Raw genomic sequence first — 21266 nt, 5'->3', positions numbered from 1 at the left:
TTAAAGCTATGAAAAAACACTATTCTTTTATCGCATCTTTTTTTATGATTTTCTCCGGCTTTGCAACAGAACGTTTAATAAGCGGGAAGGTTACAAATGGTGAAAATCCTATCTCAAATGTTAAGGTTCAAGTCGTAAATCAGGGTATAAGTTCCAGTTCTAATGTAGATGGCGCATACCAGATTGTGGCCAGTGCAGGTGATATGCTGTTCTACAATGCAGAAGGAATGGAGCCATTACAGATTCGAGTAGAAGATGTAACAAGAGTTTTAAATGTGGTCATGTTTCCTAAAGTGGAAAAACTGGAGAATGTAACAGTTACAAGGAACAGGCGCAGTAGTCAAAAAGAATTGGAAATGGATTATCACTACAATCCAAATATCATCAGAACAGCTTTTGGATATTTAGATAAAACAAAGACTTCCTATTCTGTAAGGATGATGGATGCAGATGATTTCCTACCTGGAGAATATAATTTCGAGAATGTACTTAGAGGAAGATTTGCCGGAGTAAGGGTCTCTAGAGGTATAGGTTTTGGAGGAGGAAATACAGTAGGAAGTACCAGAGCAGTTTTCCTGCGAAGTGGTTGGCCTGCCGTATTTGACATTGATGGACAGGTGTTTACGGACTTTCCGGATTTTATTGATGTTCAAAATATTGACCGTATCGCTATCATACCATCTGCCATTGGAACGGTACGATATGGTAATTTGGCCAAAGGGGGAGTAGTTATTATTAACACCAAAACGGGGACAATTATCCCAAAGGATAAAAATGGGTTATACCTTGATAGAATGAGACTTCGTAACAATAACTATGATGGCAATGCTCTTTCTAAGGAACGAGTAATGAAGAATGCACCCGCATACTTAAAAGAATTACAAGAGTCCCGTAGTTTTGAAGATGCAAAAGCATCATTTGAGATGCATTCAAAACGATATTCAAGTTCACCATACTTTTTATTGGATTCTTACCAATACTTCTATGAGAAATGGAAACAAAAAGATTATGCAGATGATATTGTCAAAAAAGGCTATGGCTTGTTTAAAGAAAATGCCGTGCTTTTGAAAGCGTTGGCTTATATGTATGAATCTCATGAAAGATATGATATGGCTCACAAAGCCTTCAGAAGGGCATTTATTCTTCGCCCTCAGTACAGACAATCTTATCTTGACCTCGCCAAAAGCAACAGAAACCTTCAAAACACGAAAAGAGCGGCTGTATTATATGCCCGTTACTTTTATTTACTGGATGAAGGTATAATGGAGGCTGATACGAGCAGTTTTTCTAGAATTATTAGCCGTGAGTTTAATAATCTGCTTTCATTGGAAAAGACAGATATGATCAAGAGTCCTGCCAATATGAAAATGGAATTAGAAGAAGAGGATTTTGACAGTACGCGTTTAATGTTAGAGTGGAATGACAGCGAGGCAGAATTTGAACTTCAATTTGTAAATCCGGATAATCAATATTACACATGGAAACACAGTCTTAAAGAAAATGCAAATACTATTCGCCAAGAAAAGGACTTTGGATATTCATGCGCTGAATATTTAATAGATGATTCGTTTTCAGGAAATTGGAAAGTAAACATTAAGTATTTAGGAAATAAGAGCTTAACTCCCACCTATTTGAAGGCAATTGTGTACCATGATTATGGCTCAAAATCGCAACGCAAAGAAGTAAAAGTATTTAAGCTGGGAACGAAAAATGTAAACCAAGCATTATTTCGGATTAATCAGGGGTCGTCAATATCTTTAAATTAAGAGTCCTGCGTTAAATTGTATTTTGTAACATTTACCTTTAATAAGAAACCGTATAATATTCTATAATAATTATACTGGGCCTGATTGCTGTTTTTTTTTAACTTTAGGCAACTTCAACAAAAGCTTTAACAGCATAATCCTTAAAATGGATAAATTCATTACTAAGGGTTCTTAAATCTTAAAGGAAATGAAGCATATTGGCCTGCTATTGTTACTACTTATTGCATTACAAAATATGACGTTTGCTCAAGAAGAGAAAAATGTCACTATCTGTTGGGATGTATCCCTATCCATGAAAGATCGGGATATCAACAAAGAGTATTATTTTTTGGATGCCTATTTCAAAACCATTCGGAACGCGAATGTAACCTTACTTACATTTAGCAATCAACTTATTTCCAAATATGACATTGCAGTTACATCCGGTAATTGGTCTGGGATAAAGGAAAAGCTAAGTGCTGTAAATTATGATGGCGCTACCTCTTATGAGGAGTTGGCAGCTTATGCGGGCAACGGAGAAGTTCTTTTGTTTACAGATGGAAAACAGAATACGGGTGGCTCCTCACCTAGTTTTGAGGGAGAACTGTACATTGTAAATAGCAATAAAGATTTTGATAGAGCCAGTTTGAATCTTTTATCCATTGTTAACAATGGAAATTTGGTCAACCTATTGGACAAATCGGATGCAAAGGCTTCTAAAGAAAATCAAAAAAAATATTCAGGTACAATATACAGTGGCACAAGCGGCCTTCCTTCCGCCAATATTTATGTTAAGGGGTTTGAAGCGGAACAGGTCAAGTCCGATGATCAAGGCAATTTTAAAATAAACGGGGCTGTGGGAGATACTTTGGTAGTGTCTTACGGAAACAAAATGACAGAACATACGCTAGATGATAACCTCGCCATCAACTTTTCATTTGAAGATAGTGGCATACAACTGGAAGAGGTTGTTTTAATTGAGAAAGTACCAGAGCAAGAAGAGGAGGTGACAACCGCATATGGTAAAGAAAACAAAGATAAGATTGGGTACGCAGTACAGTCCATATCAGATGAAGATATTGGATCCGTTTCAACAACCGCAAACAATGCAATACAAGGAAAGTTTTCTGGTGTTAGCTTAGGGCAGAATGAAGATTTGAGCCAGGTGAAGATGCGCCCAAGTAATTCAATTCTGGGCAATAATTATGGATTAATTGTAATAGATGGAGTTCCAACGGAAAGGTCAAATTCGGGCACCGGAAATATTGTGGACACTAGTTTTATTGACCCCCAGAATATCGCAAACATAACTGTCTTAAAGGGCCTTTCGGCCACAAATAGATATGGTAGCCAAGGAGCTAATGGTGTCCTGTTGATTACCACAAAAACAGCTACCATTGACGGGCCTAGAAAACAGAAAAAAGATTTGGCACGACTTACCAATAATATATATGAAGGTAAGATCAAGGTAAACAGTAAGATCTTGGTAACTCCCTATTTAAAAGAGTTGAAAAAAGGGAAAAACCTACAAGAAGCTTACAACCTTTACCTAAACCAAAGAAATAGATATTGGAACACCTCTGAATATTTTTTAGATGTTTATGGATTCTTTTATGCTTCAAACCAAGAAATTGCAGAACGAATTTTATCAAATATCCTAGAAAAACAGGACGCGAAATACGAAGAGCTAAGAGGAATGTTCCTAAAATCTGTGGAAAGCGGAAATCATACAATGGCACTATTGGCAGCAAATAAGATGTTGGAGGCTTTTCCTAATAAAATACAATCCTATTTCGATGTGGCCATAGCGAACAAAAACTCAGGGAACTACCAAAGTGCCTTAAATATGTTCAATAGCATTGCAAATGGAACTGCTAATGCTAAATTGGACTTTGCAAGTTTGGAAAAAGTGGTGGGCACCGAAATAAGGAATTTAATCAATAAGGAGCGAAAAAATATTGACTTTAAAAAAGTGAACCAAAAATACCTGAACAATCTAACCTATAACGCAAGATTGATATTGGATTGGAACAACCCAGATGCAGAGTTTGTTGTTCAATTTGTGAATCCTCAAAAACGTTTTTTTAATTGGGAACACACGAACACAAGTGATAGGAAGAGAATTTTGGATGAACTACAGCACGGTTTTGCAAATGAACAGTTTGAAATTGTTGGTTCCGAAACGATAGGAGACTGGATATTGAACGTTACGTACCTTGGAAATAGGACTAGTGGAAATAAAACGCCAACTTTTTTAAAGTGCACAGTGCAATACAATTTTGGAAAGTTTAACCAGACCAGTGAAGAACATTTGGTTCGTCTTCAAGATACAGATGACGAACAGCAATTGGCCAAATTCACGGTACAATAATTAGACTTGTAAAACGCCCATATTAAACTGCTTTTCAATGGGCGAATGATTTGCAGCTTCAATGCCCATAGATATCCATTTCCTTGTTTCCAATGGATCTATAATGGCATCTGTCCAAAGTCTAGACGCTGCGTAGTATGGCGAAATCTGATTATCATAGCGTTGTTTAATCTTATCAAACAATGCTTTTTCTTTTTCGGCACTCAATACATCCCCATTTTTTTCCAATGAGGCCTTCTCAATTTGCAACAAAACCTTAGCAGCTGAGTTACCGCTCATAACCGCAAGTTCGGCACTTGGCCATGCCACAATAAGTCTTGGATCATAGGCTTTTCCGCACATAGCATAATTACCGGCTCCATAACTGTTTCCAATTACTACGGTAAATTTAGGAACTACCGAATTGCTTACCGCATTCACCATTTTGGCCCCATCTTTTATAATGCCTCCGTGTTCACTTTTACTACCTACCATAAAGCCGGTAACATCCTGTAGAAAGACCAATGGGATTTTCTTTTGATTACAGTTGGCTATGAACCTTGTGGCCTTATCCGCAGAATCAGAATAGATAACACCACCAAATTGCATTTCTCCCTTTTTTGTTTTAACCACTTTTCTTTGATTGGCAACAATACCAACGGCCCAGCCATCAATACGTGCATAACCCGTTAGAATGGTCTTTCCAAAACCTTCCTTATATTGTTCAAATTCAGAGTTGTCTACCAATCGTTTTATAATTTCCAACATGTCATATTGGTCTCCACGCGAAGCAGGAAGAATACCATAGACATCCTGGGGGTTTTCAATAGGCTTTTTAGCTTCGATTCTATTGAAACCAGCCTTATCAAAATCTCCAATTTTGCCAACAATATTCTTTATTTTGTCCAAAGCATCCTTATCATCTTTCGTTTTATAATCTATTACCCCACTAATTTCTGAATGTGTAGTGGCGCCGCCTAAGGTTTCGTTGTCAATACTTTCACCAATAGCCGCTTTAACCAAGTAACTGCCTGCTAAAAAGATACTACCCGTCTTGTCTACAATAAGGGCTTCATCGCTCATAATGGGCAGGTATGCACCGCCGGCCACGCAACTTCCCATTACGGCAGAGATTTGTGTTATTCCCATACTGCTCATAACGGCATTATTTCTAAAAATCCTTCCAAAATGTTCTTTGTCGGGAAAAATTTCATCCTGCATAGGTAAATAGACCCCAGCGCTATCCACTAAATAGATTATGGGCAATCTGTTTTCAATTGAAATCTCTTGAGCTCTTAAATTTTTCTTTCCAGTTATGGGGAACCATGCTCCAGCTTTCACGGTAGCGTCATTGGCCACAACAATGCATTGTTTGCCTTGAATGTATCCAATTTTTACAACGACCCCTGCAGAAGGGCAACCACCATGTTCTTCATACATGCCATCTCCTGCAAAAGCCCCAATTTCAACAGTATCAGCATTCGCGTCTAAGAGGTACTCAATCCGTTCGCGAGCTGTCATCTTGCCTTTGGCATGGTGTTTTTCTATGCGTTTTTTGCCTCCACCGAGCTTAACCTCCGTTAGTTTTTTTCTTAGCTCAGAGAGTTTTAATTTGTTGTGGTCTTCGTTCTTATTGAAGTTGATATCCATAGTTTGTAACCCAATTTCATCTTGTTGGTTAAAGATAAGGAGTTATAATCATTACTTTTGATTTCATATGAAAAGTAAAATTAAATGGGGCATTATTGGCCCTGGGAACATAGCAGGGAAATTTGCTTCGGATTTAGAACTTTTTGATGATGCAGAGATTGCTGCAGTGGCTTCTAGAACCTTGGAAAAGGCACAAAAGTTTGCAGACCAATACAATATTAAAAACGTATTTGACAGTTATGACAAACTTTTTGAGTCCAATACAGCGGATATTGTCTACATAGCAACCCCACATAATTTTCATAAAGATTTAGCAATTAGGGCTATGCAGTCCGGTAAGCATGTGCTTTGTGAAAAACCATTAGGGATCAATAAATCTGAAGTGCAAGAGCTTGTTGAAGTTGCTAGGCAAAACAAAGTTTTTTTAATGGAGGGATTATGGTCAAGATTTAACCCGTCCATTAATAAAGTTAAAGGTTTAGTGGATGAAGGGGTAATAGGTAAGGTTTCCTATATACATGCAGATTTTGCCTTTTATGCCATGGACAGAGGTATGGATTCTAGGTTGTTAAACCCTAATTTGGCTTCTGGTTCAATATTGGATATTGGGATTTACCCTATTTTTTTGGCGTATTTACTATTGGGTAAACCCAAACAAATCTCCGCTTCTTCCAATTTTCATCCAAATGGTACGGAATTGCAAACATCAATGATTTTTCAGTATGAAAAAGCTCAGGCCATTTTGTACAGTGGGTTAACAAGCACATCAGAAATGAAGGCAGAAATTTCTGGCAGTAAAGGTGAGGTGTTCATAAACCCCAGATGGCATGAAGCTGATAGTTATACTTTGGTAAAAAATGAAGAATCCCAATTGATTGACCTTCCAAAACAAGGAAATGGATTTGTTTATGAGATAGAAGAAGTGCATAAGTGTCTTGGCGCAAAAAAACTGCAAAGTGAATTATGGTCACACCAAAATAGCTTAGATTTAGCTGAATTATTGGATACGGTGCGTGAAAAAGCTGGAGTTAAATTTCCGTTTGAGATATAAACTGCACATAGGTCACCAAGATTATATCAATTTTTACGATATTTGATTTTCTACTGAACTAACTATATGGGAATGAATAAAAATACAGTGCTCGCTTGGGCTACATGGATAATGATTTTTGTGGGTATGGGAATGATAGCATTGGGTGCTTTTAAATATGATGAAGTTGCGGGCTACGGATTTGCTGCCGTAGGCGTTGGCTTTTTTGCTATAGCTTGGGTTTTTAATGCACTTAAAGGTAGAGTATAGCTTTCCATTTTTCTTAACTAAAATACTACTTGATGTCAGACGATAAAAAGGTCATTTTTTCAATGTCCGGTGTTACAAAGACGTTTAAAACAGCTAACACCCCAGTATTAAAGAACATTTACTTAAGCTTTTTTTATGGAGCCAAAATTGGAATTTTAGGTCTTAATGGTTCTGGTAAGTCTACGCTATTAAAGATTATAGCGGGAGAGGATAAAAATTATCAAGGAGATGTGGTTTTTTCACCGGGTTACTCCGTGGGCTATTTAGAGCAAGAACCTCAATTGGATGATGAAAAAACAGTCCTTGAAGTGGTTAAAGAAGGTGTTGCGGAAACCGTTGCTATTCTTGATGAATACAACAAAATCAATGATATGTTTGGTCTGCCCGAAGTATATGAGGACGCAGACAAGATGCAGAAGTTGATGGATAAACAGGCTGCGCTTCAAGATAAGATTGATGCTTCCAATGCGTGGGAATTGGATACCAAATTGGAGATTGCCATGGATGCACTCCGTACCCCAGATTCTGATAAGAAAATTGGCGTTTTGTCCGGAGGTGAAAAAAGAAGGGTGGCCTTGTGCAGACTCCTGTTACAAGAACCAGATGTGCTACTTTTGGACGAGCCCACCAACCACTTGGATGCCGAATCCGTACATTGGTTGGAACATCATTTGGCACAATACAAGGGAACAGTTATAGCAGTTACGCACGACCGATACTTTTTGGATAATGTTGCTGGGTGGATTTTGGAACTGGACAGGGGAGAGGGTATTCCGTGGAAAGGGAATTATTCCAGTTGGTTGGATCAAAAATCCAAAAGACTGGCTCAGGAGAGCAAACAGGCCTCGAAACGACAAAAAACGTTGGAACGTGAATTGGAATGGGTTAGGCAAGGAGCTAAAGGAAGGCAAACCAAACAAAAGGCACGTTTAAAGAATTACGATAAGCTTTTGAGCCAGGATCAAAAACAACTGGAGGAAAAACTGGAAATATACATTCCAAATGGACCTCGACTGGGAACCAATGTTATTGAATCCAAAGGGGTAAGTAAAGCCTATGGGGATAAGTTGCTATATGAAGATTTAAGCTTTAATCTTCCGCAAGCAGGTATTGTTGGCATTATTGGCCCAAACGGGGCTGGTAAAACCACCATCTTTAGAATGATCATGGGAGAGGAAACACCGGATAAAGGAGAATTTGTTGTTGGAGACACGGCCAAGTTGGCCTATGTAGATCAAAGTCATTCCAATATTGACCCCAATAAAACAATTTGGGAAAACTTCAGTGATGGTCAGGAACTGGTAATGATGGGAGGGAAGCAAGTGAACTCAAGGGCTTATCTGAGTAGATTTAATTTCTCTGGCAGTGAGCAAAACAAAAAAGTAAACATGCTTTCTGGAGGTGAACGCAATAGACTTCATTTAGCTATGACCCTTAAGGAAGAAGGCAACGTATTGCTTTTGGATGAGCCTACCAATGATTTGGATGTAAATACGTTACGGGCTTTAGAAGAAGGGTTGGAGAATTTTGCAGGTTGTGCGGTTATCATCTCTCACGACAGATGGTTTTTAGATAGAATATGCACCCATATTTTGGCTTTTGAAGGAGATTCGCAGGTTTATTTCTTTGAAGGTTCTTTCTCTGACTATGAGGAAAACAAAAAGAAACGCCTGGGAACAGATATCATGCCCAAGCGTATTAAGTATAAAAAACTTATTCGTTAGAATATTATTCTTCTTTTTCAAATGCTTTTAACCCTTGTTCAAGTAGTTTTTTAGCTTCTTGCAGATATGCTTTTTGGTGAAATTCCAAGCTATTGGGATCATTTTGTTTTTTTGATGAATCATGATCAAATGATTTTGAAAGCAAAACCATTTGATCAATGGCTTTTTTAGTTGATGCCAGTTTATCCTTAGCATGCTTATCAAAAACGGTTATCATTTCCATCTCCACAGAAGTTTGCCCACTTTCTTCTGCATCTGAGTAGGCCTCATGTTCAAGTGCGCTGTCAGCACTATCTTCAACTACTGCCGTTGCAGCAATTCCTAGAGTACATTCATCCAGAATGGTGATCAACTCATTGATTATTCCAACAGATTTTTTTGTGAAGTAACGTCCGGCATCCCAATCCACTGGTGATGTGGCTTTGTTCAAACTTTCAATGGCGTCTAAAGTTTTATCCTCAGACTTGGCACAACCGCATTCTTCCAGAAAAGATTTTGATTTTTCCAGAGCTATCATAGCTCTTTCGGCATAATACATCTGATGCTCAAAATTGGTTGCGGTTAGGGCTTTTTTTGAATGACTGAGACCATACGTGACTTTTGCATAAAAATTGTCACACTGATTGGAAAAGTTGGCGTTTACAGCAAAAATAAATGCAAATGCAAACAAAACATAGGATTTGGGAGCCATGGTTTAGTATTGATTTGGGTTGATTCTCTATCAATAACGACAATAACCCATCAATATTTTATTGCTTCAAAAATCATCGTTCGGATACCAATCCAATTGTACCACTTTTATTGCTGTATTTCCCTTGTTTACAATCTCTTTGAACTTTGTCACGTCGCTCACATTTGGACGTCCTCTATAATGGTACGGGTACACTTCTTTTGGCTTAAATTCTAGAACAGCATCCGCAGCACTTGCCTCCGTCATGGTATAAGGAAGATTCATGCAGATGAATGCCTTATCAATGTTTTTAAGTGCACGCATTTCGGGTATGTCCTCGGTATCCCCTGAAAAGTATAAGCGCTGTTCATTCATATTCAGCACATAACCATTTCCTCTTCCTTTAGCATGAAATTTCAAGGCTTCTGTTCGCAGATTGTACATGGGAATTGCTTCAACGGTAATTTCGTATCGCTCTTTAGAATCTCCATTGTTCAAAACATCTATTTGTGGGGTAAATTCTTCTGGCATCTTATCTGCAACTGCTTGCGGAACCATGATTTTGGCTTTTGATGTATTTAGTTCTTGCAGCGTTTCTAAACTAAAGTGATCACCGTGAATGTCTGTAATTAAAATTAAATCTGGTTGTTTTTGATTTTCAAAGGCCTTAATTCCACCTACAGGATCTATATATATGATAATTCCTTTCCATTCTAAAACCACAGTGGCATGTTCTATAGGAATGATTTTCAAGGTGGCAGTTAGATCTTCTTTGGAGGTAACATCATCCTTTTGACCCTTAATTTCCTTGCAACCAAGCATTAAGAAAAAGCTAAATGCAACTAAAAAGTATTTTTTTTTCATAATAGATAAGTTTGTAAACCCTTTAAAATTAATACTTTAAATATATTGATGATAATTTTTTTAACATTATTTAATCCTTAATAATCCAAAATAAAAACTCAAGCGTATATAAACAGAACACAATTGATTAAATACACTTTAAACGCAAGATCAATTAATTTAAAAGTTATGACTGAAACAAAAAGTAACAACGGATTAAAGGTAATAGCTGGTCTATTAGGTGTGGTTCTTTTAGGAACTATTATTTATACAGTGAGTCTTTACCAGGATAAGAAAAAGACCACTACGGCACTTACTCAAGAAAAAGAGTTGGTTGTTGAAGATTTGAACAGCTTGAAATCAGAATATGATAAAGCTATTTTAGAAAGCAATGCTACTAATGAAGAATTGGTTGCTGCTAGAGACAATATTGCAAAATACATTGATTCTGTACAAGGTATGAAAGCTGATATTGCTTCACTTTCTAGATACAGAAGACAAGTTAGCGTTCTTAAAAAGGAGAGAGAAGCGTTATTAAAACAAGTTGATTCTTTAACTAGCTCAAACACATTATTGGCTATGCAAAGAGACAGCACGTTTGTTGAACTTGAAAAGCAAACTGTATTTAACGATTCTTTGGTTGTACAAAACACTCAATTGGCAGATGCTGTTGAAAGAGGTTCTGCATTAAGCCTTTCTACATTTACTGTTGATGCAGTAAGAGAGAGAAACAGCGGAAAATTGGTTTCTACTTCAAGAGCTAAATCTACTGATAAGTTCAAAGTATGTTTTACAATTGCCGATAACGTAATTGCTGAAGCTGGTGATAGAGAATTTTTTATTGAGGTTCTTGATCCACAAGGTAACGTATTGGGAGATAGCTTTTCTAAGTCTAGCGAAGAAGGTGCTTCTATCACTTACAGCAAGGGAACTAACTTCTACTACGAAAACAGTTCTTTAGATGTTTGTGATTACATTAACAAACCTGCTTCAGATTTCCAAAAAGGAAACTACATGGTAAATGTATATGACAATGGTCTAAAATTATTGGGAACTTCTAAGTTCGCATTAAAATAATACACACTATCCACATTTTATAAAAAAGCCCGGTTCACATTTTGAACCGGGCTTTTTTTATTTGCTTAGAGAAGTTTCTATTTCAAACTGCCAACCATATCTTCAGGTTTTACCCATTCATCATATTCTTCTGGAGTAACGTAACCTAAGTTAACCGCTTCTTCTCTTAAAGTTGTTCCATTTTTATGTGCCGTATTGGCAATTTCTGCAGCCTTATAATAACCAATCTTGGTGTTCAGGGCAGTGACCAGCATCAAAGAGTTATTCAAAAGTGTCTTGATTACCTCATTGTTTGGCTCAATACCGCTGGCACAATTTACATCAAAGCTCACACAGGCATCTCCAATTAACTGAGCGGATTGTAGAATGTTGGAAGCCATCATAGGTTTAAAGACGTTCAACTCATAATGACCTTGTGTGCCACCAACGCTAATTGCAACATCATTTCCCATTACCTGTGCACAAACCATGGTCAATGCTTCACATTGTGTTGGATTTACTTTACCGGGCATTATAGAACTTCCTGGCTCATTGGCTGGGATGATGATTTCTCCAATACCAGAACGTGGTCCTGAGGCCATCATTCTAATATCGTTGGCAATTTTGTTTAAGGAAACGGCCAGCTGCTTTAATGCTCCATGGCTTTCTACTATGGCATCATGCGCGGCCAAGGCCTCAAATTTATTTTCAGCTGTTACAAAAGGGTGTTTTGTAAACTCCGCAATATACTTTGCCACTAGCACATCATAGCCCTTTGGCGTATTTAATCCTGTTCCAACCGCGGTGCCCCCTAAGGCAAGTTCACTAAGGTGATCAAGTGTGTTTTTTAGTGCTTTAAGCCCATGGTCTAATTGTGAAACGTAACCTGAGAATTCTTGACCCAAGGTTAGGGGAGTGGCATCCATTAAATGGGTACGCCCAATTTTAACTACATCTTTAAACTCTTGTGACTTTTTATTTAACGTATTCCTTAACTGTTCAACACCCGGTATGGTAACCTCAACTACCTTTTTATAAGCAGCAATATGCATGCCAGTAGGAAATGTATCGTTGGAGGACTGACTCTTATTAACATCATCGTTGGGTTGTATGGTTTTTTCACCCTCGCCAATTTTTTTTCCCGCTATCTCATGGGCCCTGTTGGCAACTACCTCATTTACGTTCATGTTACTTTGAGTACCTGAGCCAGTTTGCCAGATAACCAACGGGAATTGTTCGTCATGCTTTCCTTCAAGAATCTCATCACATACTTGAGCAATCAAATCTCGTTTTTCCACAGCAAGTACTCCAAGCTCATGATTGGTGTATGCCGCTGCTTTTTTTAAGTAGGCAAATCCGTAAACCACATCTAAAGGCATGGAAGCGGGAGCGCCAATTTTAAAATTGTTACGGGATCGCTCAGTTTGTGCTCCCCAATACTTATCCGATGGCACTTTTACTTCGCCCATCGTATCTTTTTCAATTCTAAAACTCATTTTTTATGTTTTTAATGATATGCAAAGTTAGGGGTTCATGGATTTATTTTACATGACATGCGCACAAATGAACATTTTTTAATTGGAGATTTGTTTTTTTTAATCAAATCACGGTATCTTTGTTGAACAAAAGGAAAAAGTAATGTTTGATTTTGACCAATATTTAGGTTTCTTAGCTTTTTTAACCATCTTGACAATCGGTTTCTGGTTAATGATTTTCTTATTGACTTTTGTAGTGCCTTACTGGTTGTTTGGCAACTTGATAGAAATGTACAAAGAAAAACGCGAGGCTAAAAAAGCCAAGCGAAACGATTAAAAAAAAGAGACTTGAAGTCTCTTTTTTGTTACCCGTCAAATTCTATATCATCTTCCCCATTTCCTCCACTTCCTCTGTCCCTTCTCGTTCTTTCATTTTGAGGTTGGTTAAATCGATATAAAAACGATAATGTGATTTGCCGTTCACGAAATTGAAACTCACTCTCCGTAAATACATTTTCTGTTCTAGTCTCTGTTCTTCTCTTTCTAGAATTAAACAGATCTCTAACATTTAAAGAAAGTGTTGCTTTGTCCTTTATAACATCTTTGCTGAATGCCAAATTGGTAGATAGTATTCCTTTATTCACATTTTGTGCATCAATACGTCTTCCCCTATAAAAAAGGTTGGATTGAAAATCGATTGCTCCTGGTAGGGGTAGCTTGGCACTTAAGCGCGTAAACCAAGTGAAGTTGTCGGCATCAAAGTTTTGAACAACTTCTTCATTTTGAAAATCAATAAACGAGAAATCTCCTCTTAATTGTTGTTGAAAAAGATTTAAGTTCCATGTAAATCGCCAATTTTTCTTTGGAGTATAGGAAGTTGTCAGCTCCCCTCCATAGCGGGTATCCGTAGCCAAGTTGATTGGAGTGCGCACTTGTACCGGCACTAATATTGGCTCTGAGGGATTGTTGGCGTTTTCAATTTCCACAAAATCTCCGGTTTCTTGTGTAATAAATTGAAAAACACCTGTAGAACGATTATAGTAGGCAGAGGTGGTAAAGGTTAGCTTATCCCATCTTTTTAAATAGCCCAAATCAAATGCGTTGGTATACGTTGGATTTAAATCTGGGTTACCTTGAAATAGGTTGGTATTACTGGAACGTGAAGGAAATGGATTAATAAACCTTGATCTAGGCCTTCTAAGTCTTCTACTGTAACTAATGGTCAATTGTTCCATTTCTGAAAATTCATAGCCCAGAAACAAAGAAGGGAACCAATCCACATAATCCTTGTCCGTAGTCTCATTGGTTTCCACCAAGTCAATACCAATATCCGAAGCTTCCATTCGTAAACCACCAAGAATACTGAACTTTTTTAGTTTTGTTCCTATTTGGGTGTACGCCGCATTTACATATTCACTGTAGTTTAGCTCATTACTAAAGTCTGGGTCAACATTTAAAGAGCCGTTTGTATTTAAAATGCCAAAATCAAAATCGGTATTGAAATTGTTGAAAGTGCCACGATATCCTAATTCAAATTGTGATTGATTATCCTTACCAAAAGGTAATACATAATCAAATTGCACTAACTGGTTAATTTGACTTTCGTCATTGATGGTCTGTTCTGTTGGCAAAACGATATTCTCACCAAGTATAACTTCATCAATTATAGAATTTTCAAAATCTGTTCCTTTGGAATATTGATAATCCATGGTCAGTACATGTCCATCCTTTTTGAATTTCTTCTCATAATTCAAGGAATACTGCACATTTTCATCTTCTTCATCTTCCAAGGTAAATCTGTTTCGTTGGATAGTAGGATTTCTAAGGGCATCAAAATTGAAAAAATCTACATCAACCGTATTTTTACCATTTGTTTTTCGATAAACAAAAGAATTGGTAATGCTACTGTTTTCAGAAAGGAAAAGTTCAAAACCAAAATTGGTATTGAATCCATCTCGTTCTCGCTGATATTCTCTAAACTCATCTTGAAAGCTATCGGTAGAGCCATCATCATTAAAATTCTCTTGAAGAAATTGCGCATTTCCGGGAGCATTTCTATAGCGGTAGGTAGTATTAGAAAAAATATTGAAGTTTTCCCTTCTTAAGTTTAGACTTACCGCTCCACCAAAATTATCTGGGTTTCCGGCAAAGACGTTGACAGAGCCATTTAACCCTGCTGTTTTACTTTGTTTGAGAATAATGTTTAGGATTCCCGCAGTACCTTCAGCATCATACCTAGCGGAAGGGTTTGTGATAACTTCCACTTTTTCAATGGCCTCAGCTGGGAGTTGCTGTAACGCATCTGGGCTAAGCCCTGAAAGTGCAGAGGGTTTGCCGTTTATAAGTATGCGTACGCTTTCATTGCCCCTTAAACTTATATTGCCTTCAACATCTACGGTCACAGATGGTACATTGTCCAGAACATCTGTTACCGAACCACCTTTTACGGTTAAATCACTTCCTACATTATAGACTTTCTTGTCCAAGCGCAATTCTACTGTTGTGCGTTCACCCACAACTTCTACATCTTCAAGCTGTTCTACATCAATAGACAATTTAATAGTACCTAAGTCTGTACTTGTTCTTAAAACCTGTGCTTTGGCTTCGTATGTTTTGTACGAAATGTATTCTATACGAATATTATAAACTCCAGGAGAGGTTTCAACCTCAAACATACCCATGGCATCAGTAATGCCACCTGTTATTCTTTCTGGATTTTTAGTGCGCTGGAGTATTAAGGTTGCATATTCAAGAGGTTGACCTGTATCAATATCTACTACTTTCCCTGTAGTTTTAATTGGATTTGGTCGGTTGCCCTGTCCTTGAGCAATTGTTGTTATGGTATTTAACAGTAAAAAGGACAGTAGCAGTATTCTCATATCATTCTTTGGATTTCTTTTTTTTCTTCTTCTTTTTCTTCTTCTTGTCCTTGAATCTATTTTCCTGAAGTTCTTGGAAGGCATTGAACTTATCTTCTGGTAGGCCAGATTTTAACTCTTCGTTTTGGTTGGCCACTATTTTTTGCAGTTCTTCTTGCATTTTGGGTGGGTCCAAATTCAATATTCTAAGTTCCATTCTTTTTTGAACGGATTTTATCAAAGTTGTCCTCACAACAGCCTCTTCAAATGGGTTTAACCCAATAGATTCAGTTATGGAAGGCATGCGCTCATCAACAAGTTCTTCTGCGGTAAGCGGCTCTTCTTTTTTAGGAGTTTCTTGAGTTTGCGGCAATGTACTCTGCCGCCTACCGTAGCCATTATTGCCGTATCTATTCCCGTACTGAGCCTCTAAAGTGGTTATTGAAAATATTCCCAAAAAGAGGGCAAGTAGAATGGTGGTCTGTGTGTTTTTCATGATTGTATTCAAAATGTATGATTTTAAAATTAGATCAAGGTTTAACCTAGCTTGGTTAAATATATGTTAAATAGGTTTCCCTTTAAGTTCTTGAATGCAAAACTCTTGCCATTTTTTTATCATGCTATACTATTTTACTAATTTCTTCAGAAGGTCTGCCTATTACTGCTTTGTTTCCATTTACTACAATAGGACGTTCTATCAATTTGGGGTTTTCAACCATTGCAGCAATAATTTCATTTTCTGAAAGTGTTTTGCCTTTGTACTTTTCTTTCCAAACGGCTTCGTTCTTGCGAACCAATTCCATTGCGGAAATACCTAGTTGTTTAAGTATTGTTTTTAGCTCATCATGGCTTAGAACATTTTCAAGATATAGAACGGTCTCAAAATCTTTTCCAGACTTTTGCAACAGGTCCAGGCCTTCTCGGGATTTTCTACATCTTGGATTGTGATAAATCTTAATCATATCTAATTGAGTTTATTGCTCGCGTTGCCCCATCATCATAAGGAACGCCTTTAAAAATGAATCTATCTCACCGTCCATAACAGCATCAACATTTCCTGTTTCTTCACCAGTTCGTACATCTTTGACCAGTTTATATGGATGCATTACATAGTTACGAATTTGAGAGCCCCATTCAATTTTCATTTTAGTTGATTCAATTTCGGCTCTTGCTTCTTGCTTTTTACGTAGCTCTATCTCATAAAGCTGTGATTTAAGCATTTTCATGGCAGTGGCTCTATTATCATGCTGTGAGCGGGAATCCGAACATGAAATCTGTATTCCTGTGGGTTTGTGCACCAATTGCACTTTTGTTTCTACTTTGTTCACATTCTGTCCACCTGCGCCACTGGATCGGGCGGTGGTGATCTCAATGTCTGCAGGATTTACATCAACTTCAATAGTATCATCTACCAAAGGGTACACATAAACAGATGCAAAAGAAGTGTGTCGTTTTGCATTACTGTCAAAAGGAGAGATACGTACCAAACGATGCACACCGTTTTCCCCTTTTAACCATCCAAAGGCAAATTCTCCTTCAATTTCCAATGTAACCGTTTTAATTCCGGCAACATCTCCTTCTTGATAGTTAAGTTCCTTGACTTTATAACCATTCTTCTCGCTCCACATAAGATACATCCGCATTAGCATGGCCGCCCAATCACAACTTTCTGTACCACCGGCACCTGCGGTTATTTGTAAAACTGCTGTTAGTTCGTCACCCTCATCAGAGAGCATATTTTTAAATTCAAGATTTTCAATGGTCAGAATTGCCTTGTCATACTGCTGGTTAACTTCCTCTTCAGATATTTCTCCGGCGTCTTGGAATTCCATTAAAACTTCTAAATCTCCAACAAGGGATTTGGCAGAATTAAAATCTTCCACCCATCTTTTTTTAGATTTAAGAACTTGCATCTGAACTTGGGCCTGTTGTGGATTGTCCCAGAACCCGGGAGCTAAGGTTTTCTCCTCTTCGTTCTCTATTTCAATAAGTTTGGCATCAATGTCAAAGATACCTCCTTAACGCACCAAGGCGCTCTATAAGATCTTTTTGCTGATCTGTAGTAACCATAAAATTAAATTTCAAGCAAAAATAGTATTTCAATGCCGTGGAGCAACGAAATTTATATAATTTTAGCTACAACTATTCCGATATGAAAAAATACTTTTATTACTTTCTACCAATCGTCTTCACGGCAACTTTTTTAAATGCCCAAAGTTTTGATAAAATCAAGGATTATCAAATGTTCAATGGCTACTTCAATTTTTACTATGATGATAGTTCCGATAAGATTTTCTTAGAGGTCGATGAACTCGAAAAGGAATTCTTGTACGTGTATTCCTTGAGCAGTGGTATTGGAAGCAATGATATTGGTCTTGATCGCGGCCAACTGGGGAACGAACAAGTGGTCTATTTTAAAAAAGCGGGCGCTAAATTGCTTTTAATTCAACCTAATTTAAAATTTAGAGCACTCACGAACAATGAACTAGAACGTAAATCAGTGCAACAAGCCTTTGCCAAGTCAGTACTGCATGGATTTAAGATTGAAGAAGAATCCAAAGGAAAATATTTAATAGATATCACGGATTTTTTAATGCGTGATGCCCACGGAGTTTCAAATAGATTGAAGAATGCAAAACAAGGCTCCTACAGTTTAGACAAATCTAAGAGTGCTTGGGCTTTTGAAAGGACAAAGGCTTTCCCCAAAAATGTAGAATTCGATATTACTCTTACTTTTAGTGGAACTCCCGAAGGAAACAACATTCGCTCTGTAACACCAAATGCAAGTTTGGTGACCGTAGCGCAACACCACTCATTGATAGAATTACCGGATGATGACTACAAAAAGAGAGCATTTGACCCACGCTGCGGGTCATATCCATTCTCGTACTATGATTATGCCACACCAGTGCAAGAGCCAATATTAAAACGTTTTGTAACAAGACACCGTTTAGAGAAAAAGAACCCTAGTGCTGCTTCAAGTGAAGCGGTTGAACCTATTGTATATTATTTGGATAATGGAACACCAGAGCCGGTTCGTTCCGCATTGTTGGATGGCGGCAGATGGTGGAATCAAGCTTTTGAGGCTATAGGGTACAAAGATGCATTTCAACTTAATGTTTTACCAGATGATGCGGACCCTATGGATGTTAGATATAATGTGATTCAATGGGTACACCGTTCAACAAGGGGATGGAGCTATGGTAGTAGTATTACAGATCCACGTACAGGTGAAATCATTAAGGGGCATGTTAGTTTAGGCAGCTTGCGTATTCGCCAAGACTTTTTAATAGCCCAAGCACTAATGAACAAGCCTTTTGCAGAAAGAGATGATAATTACCAACCTATGTTAGAAATGGCATTAGCTAGAATTCGTCAGCTTTCTGCACATGAAATAGGACATACACTTGGCTTTGCTCATAATTTTGCCGCAAGCACAAACGGTAGGGCTTCAGTAATGGATTATCCACACCCACAATTTGAATTGGAGGGGAATACTATTGATTTTTCCAATGCTTACGATACAGGCATAGGCGCATGGGATAAAGTAACCGTAGCTTATTCATATTCAGATTTTCCCAGCACGGTAAATGAAGAGGTGAGTTTAGGTGCAATTCTAAAAAAAGCTCAAACAGATGGATTAAGATATATCTCTGACCAGGACGCCCGCCCACAAGGTGGTGCGCATGCCTTGGCCCATTTATGGGATAATGGCAGGAACGCATCTCAAGAATTAGAAAAAGTATTAGAAATTAGAAAAACCGCTATTGATAACTTTTCCATTGACAATGTGCGCACAGGAGAACCAAACTCAGTACTAGAAGATGTGTTTGCGCCTTTATATTTTTTCCATAGATATCAAACAGAAGCTGTTTCAAAATTAATTGGAGGATTGGACTATAATTATTCCATAAAAGGAGATGGACAACGCACTGTTTATTCAATCAGTGAAGCAACTCAACAAAATGCCCTAAAATCTATTCTTAGGACTTTAAATGCAGAAGAAGTAGCCATTCCAAAAGAAAAATTGGATTTATTTCCACCAAGAGCAATTGGTTATGGCCGATCCAGAGAATCTTTTAAAGGGAGAACGGGCGTTTCTTTTGATGCGCTCTCTGCTGCAGAAACTGCTGCCGATATGACCTTAGGGTTATTGTTACATCCAGAACGTGCTTCAAGGTTGATCCAACAAAAAAGTGTAGATAACGACCAACTTGGATTAAAAAATGTTTTGAATGAATTAATTGAAAACACGGTGGAGGAAAATAATAAGGATACTTACTTGAACGAGGTACAGCAAACCATCAATTTTAGGGTGTTGTATCATATAATGAATCTTGCAGCTCATAAGAAAGTGCACCCGCAGGTAAATGCAATCGCCAATGAATCAATTAAGGAGTTAAGAACCTATCTTTTGAACAATGGTAAAAATGCTGTTTCTTCAGAAATGGTAAGAAGAATAGATGCTTTTTTAAGCAAACCTTCTGCTTTTAAAGTTATTCCAGTTCCTAAAATTCCAGATGGATCGCCAATAGGAATGGATTGCATGAATTAATCTCTAACCGTAAATGAAAATCAATTTAATAAGTGATACGGTCACAATACCAACGCCTGGTATGTTGGAGGCCATGATGACAGCCAAAGTTGGTGACGATGTGTTTAAAAACGATCCAAGTGTAAACGCTTTGGAAGAAAAAATAGCTGATTTTTTTGGAATGGAAGCTGCATTGTTCTTTCCTAGTGGCACCATGGCCAATCAAGCTGCAATTAAACTACATACGAACCCTGGGGAACAGCTAATTTGTGATAAGTATGCCCATGTATATAATTATGAAGGAGGTGGTGTAAGCTTTAATAGTGGCGTGTCCTGCAGGTTGGTGGACGGCAATAGGGGAATGATGACAGCTGACCAAGTGGTACAATCCATAAACCCTCCAGATTTCTATCATAGTCCTTTGACCTCTTTGGTTTGTATTGAAAACACCACAAACAAGGGTGGAGGAGCTTGCTGGGATTTTCATGAATTAGAGAAGATAAAGGAAATCTGCCAAAACAATGGACTGAATTACCATTTGGACGGAGCTCGTATTTGGAATGCATTAGTGGCAAAGAATGAAAGTGCCAAAGCATATGGAGGTCTATTTGATTCAATTAGTGTTTGTTTGAGTAAAGGGCTTGGTTGCCCAGTAGGTTCGGTACTGCTTGGAAATAAAGAGTTTATTGATAATGCTCTACGCGTAAGAAAAGTATTGGGAGGAGGTATGCGACAATCCGGTTTTTTGGCGGCAGCGGGAATTTATGCTCTAGATCATCATATAAGTAGACTTAAAGACGATCATAAAAAGGCCAAGGAAATAGGCAAGGTGTTGGAGGAATTGGAATTCATTAAAAAAGTGGAACCAATTGAGACCAATATTATCATTTTTGAATTGGACGAAGCAAGACTGTCCGCAGAGACTTTTCTTGGTAAATTAGAAGAAAATCAAATATCAATTATTGGTATGGGGCAAGGAAAATTGCGAGTTGTAACTCACTTGGACTACACCCAAGAAATGCACGCGCATTTCTTGAAAGTGTTAAAGACTTTAGGGTAGT

General features: G+C 37.8%; 16 protein-coding genes. 8 read left to right on the top strand and 8 right to left on the bottom strand.

What is annotated here, in order from left to right:
• Window positions 1-8: 8 nt before the first annotated feature.
• Both DKG77_RS12695 and DKG77_RS12690 read left to right on the top strand, forming a co-directional pair.
• Window positions 9-1766, top strand: a complete 1758-nt coding sequence (locus DKG77_RS12695) for a Plug domain-containing protein (RefSeq protein WP_109663480.1) — start codon at window positions 9-11, stop codon at window positions 1764-1766.
• Window positions 1767-1953: 187 nt separating this feature from the next.
• Window positions 1954-4116: a TonB-dependent receptor plug domain-containing protein gene (locus DKG77_RS12690; RefSeq protein ID WP_109663479.1), complete on the top strand. Its 2163-nt coding sequence runs from the start codon at window positions 1954-1956 to the stop codon at window positions 4114-4116.
• Here DKG77_RS12690 and DKG77_RS12685 read toward each other — a convergent pair whose 3' ends face one another.
• Entirely contained in the window at window positions 4117-5745 is a 1629-nt protein-coding gene (locus DKG77_RS12685; protein ID WP_109663477.1) for an acyl-CoA carboxylase subunit beta, read from the bottom strand.
• Window positions 5746-5812: 67 nt separating this feature from the next.
• Between DKG77_RS12685 and DKG77_RS12680 the strand changes: the two genes are divergently transcribed.
• From DKG77_RS12680 to ettA, 3 genes are all read left to right on the top strand, one after another.
• Window positions 5813-6796, top strand: coding sequence for a Gfo/Idh/MocA family protein (locus DKG77_RS12680; RefSeq protein WP_109663475.1), 984 nt, complete (start codon window positions 5813-5815; stop codon window positions 6794-6796).
• A gap of 72 nt (window positions 6797-6868) precedes the next feature.
• Window positions 6869-7045: a CAL67264 family membrane protein gene (locus DKG77_RS12675; RefSeq protein ID WP_233782090.1), complete on the top strand. Its 177-nt coding sequence runs from the start codon at window positions 6869-6871 to the stop codon at window positions 7043-7045.
• A 32-nt stretch (window positions 7046-7077) separates the two neighbouring features.
• On the top strand, window positions 7078-8769 hold the full coding sequence (gene ettA, locus DKG77_RS12670) for an energy-dependent translational throttle protein EttA (RefSeq protein WP_109663472.1): 1692 nt from the start codon (window positions 7078-7080) through the stop codon (window positions 8767-8769).
• Between the two features lie 4 nt (window positions 8770-8773).
• Here ettA and DKG77_RS12665 read toward each other — a convergent pair whose 3' ends face one another.
• Window positions 8774-9460: a hypothetical protein gene (locus tag DKG77_RS12665; protein ID WP_109663470.1), complete on the bottom strand. Its 687-nt coding sequence runs from the start codon at window positions 9458-9460 to the stop codon at window positions 8774-8776.
• 66 nt (window positions 9461-9526) lie between these two features.
• The gene (locus DKG77_RS12660; RefSeq protein WP_109663469.1) at window positions 9527-10303 is read right to left on the bottom strand and encodes an MBL fold metallo-hydrolase; all 777 of its coding nucleotides are present in this window, start codon (window positions 10301-10303) and stop codon (window positions 9527-9529) included.
• Between the two features lie 168 nt (window positions 10304-10471).
• Here DKG77_RS12660 and DKG77_RS12655 point away from each other — a divergent pair, with 168 nt between their 5' ends.
• Window positions 10472-11359 (top strand): hypothetical protein, encoded by an 888-nt coding sequence (locus DKG77_RS12655; protein WP_109663467.1) that lies wholly within the window; start codon window positions 10472-10474, stop codon window positions 11357-11359.
• Window positions 11360-11436: 77 nt separating this feature from the next.
• On the opposite strand, the gene fumC is transcribed toward DKG77_RS12655, so the two are convergent.
• From fumC to prfB, 5 genes are all read right to left on the bottom strand, one after another.
• The gene (gene fumC, locus DKG77_RS12650) at window positions 11437-12834 is read right to left on the bottom strand and encodes a class II fumarate hydratase (protein ID WP_109663466.1); all 1398 of its coding nucleotides are present in this window, start codon (window positions 12832-12834) and stop codon (window positions 11437-11439) included.
• A 344-nt stretch (window positions 12835-13178) separates the two neighbouring features.
• Window positions 13179-15692 (bottom strand): TonB-dependent receptor, encoded by a 2514-nt coding sequence (locus DKG77_RS12645; protein WP_109663803.1) that lies wholly within the window; start codon window positions 15690-15692, stop codon window positions 13179-13181.
• A gap of 1 nt (window position 15693) precedes the next feature.
• Entirely contained in the window at window positions 15694-16167 is a 474-nt protein-coding gene (locus tag DKG77_RS12640) for a hypothetical protein (RefSeq protein WP_109663464.1), read from the bottom strand.
• Between the two features lie 124 nt (window positions 16168-16291).
• Window positions 16292-16633, bottom strand: coding sequence for an arsenate reductase (glutaredoxin) (gene arsC, locus DKG77_RS12635; RefSeq protein ID WP_109663463.1), 342 nt, complete (start codon window positions 16631-16633; stop codon window positions 16292-16294).
• A gap of 12 nt (window positions 16634-16645) precedes the next feature.
• A protein-coding gene (gene prfB / locus DKG77_RS12630; RefSeq protein ID WP_109663461.1) for a peptide chain release factor 2 occupies window positions 16646-17741 on the bottom strand; the annotation gives its coding sequence in 2 pieces (ribosomal slippage) (window positions 16646-17677 and window positions 17679-17741; 1095 coding nt in all).
• An 82-nt stretch (window positions 17742-17823) separates the two neighbouring features.
• On the opposite strand from prfB, the gene DKG77_RS12625 reads away from it, so the two are divergent.
• Window positions 17824-20226: a zinc-dependent metalloprotease gene (locus DKG77_RS12625; RefSeq protein WP_109663460.1), complete on the top strand. Its 2403-nt coding sequence runs from the start codon at window positions 17824-17826 to the stop codon at window positions 20224-20226.
• 13 nt (window positions 20227-20239) lie between these two features.
• A complete protein-coding gene (locus DKG77_RS12620; RefSeq protein ID WP_109663458.1) occupies window positions 20240-21265 on the top strand; it encodes a threonine aldolase family protein in 1026 nt (341 codons plus the stop codon).
• Window position 21266: the final 1 nt, after the last annotated feature.

Source organism: Flagellimonas aquimarina (assembly GCF_003149745.1).
GTDB lineage: Bacteria > Bacteroidota > Bacteroidia > Flavobacteriales > Flavobacteriaceae > Flagellimonas > Flagellimonas aquimarina.
Note: the sequence above shows the minus strand (reverse complement) of the source record. Positions and strands in the feature narration are given on the sequence as shown.

Coding starts and splice junctions, on each gene's coding strand:
- DKG77_RS12680 (WP_109663475.1), top strand. CDS start 5,813: ATGAAAAGTAAAATTAAATGGGGCATTATTGGCCCTGGGAACATAGCA.
- DKG77_RS12675 (WP_233782090.1), top strand. CDS start 6,869: ATGAATAAAAATACAGTGCTCGCTTGGGCTACATGGATAATGATTTTT.
- DKG77_RS12625 (WP_109663460.1), top strand. CDS start 17,824: ATGAAAAAATACTTTTATTACTTTCTACCAATCGTCTTCACGGCAACT.
- arsC (WP_109663463.1), bottom strand. CDS start 16,633: ATGATTAAGATTTATCACAATCCAAGATGTAGAAAATCCCGAGAAGGC.
- DKG77_RS12665 (WP_109663470.1), bottom strand. CDS start 9,460: ATGGCTCCCAAATCCTATGTTTTGTTTGCATTTGCATTTATTTTTGCT.
- DKG77_RS12660 (WP_109663469.1), bottom strand. CDS start 10,303: ATGAAAAAAAAATACTTTTTAGTTGCATTTAGCTTTTTCTTAATGCTT.
- DKG77_RS12685 (WP_109663477.1), bottom strand. CDS start 5,745: ATGGATATCAACTTCAATAAGAACGAAGACCACAACAAATTAAAACTC.
- DKG77_RS12655 (WP_109663467.1), top strand. CDS start 10,472: ATGACTGAAACAAAAAGTAACAACGGATTAAAGGTAATAGCTGGTCTA.
- DKG77_RS12645 (WP_109663803.1), bottom strand. CDS start 15,692: ATGAGAATACTGCTACTGTCCTTTTTACTGTTAAATACCATAACAACA.
- DKG77_RS12695 (WP_109663480.1), top strand. CDS start 9: ATGAAAAAACACTATTCTTTTATCGCATCTTTTTTTATGATTTTCTCC.
- ettA (WP_109663472.1), top strand. CDS start 7,078: ATGTCAGACGATAAAAAGGTCATTTTTTCAATGTCCGGTGTTACAAAG.
- fumC (WP_109663466.1), bottom strand. CDS start 12,834: ATGAGTTTTAGAATTGAAAAAGATACGATGGGCGAAGTAAAAGTGCCA.
- DKG77_RS12690 (WP_109663479.1), top strand. CDS start 1,954: ATGAAGCATATTGGCCTGCTATTGTTACTACTTATTGCATTACAAAAT.
- DKG77_RS12620 (WP_109663458.1), top strand. CDS start 20,240: ATGAAAATCAATTTAATAAGTGATACGGTCACAATACCAACGCCTGGT.
- DKG77_RS12640 (WP_109663464.1), bottom strand. CDS start 16,167: ATGAAAAACACACAGACCACCATTCTACTTGCCCTCTTTTTGGGAATA.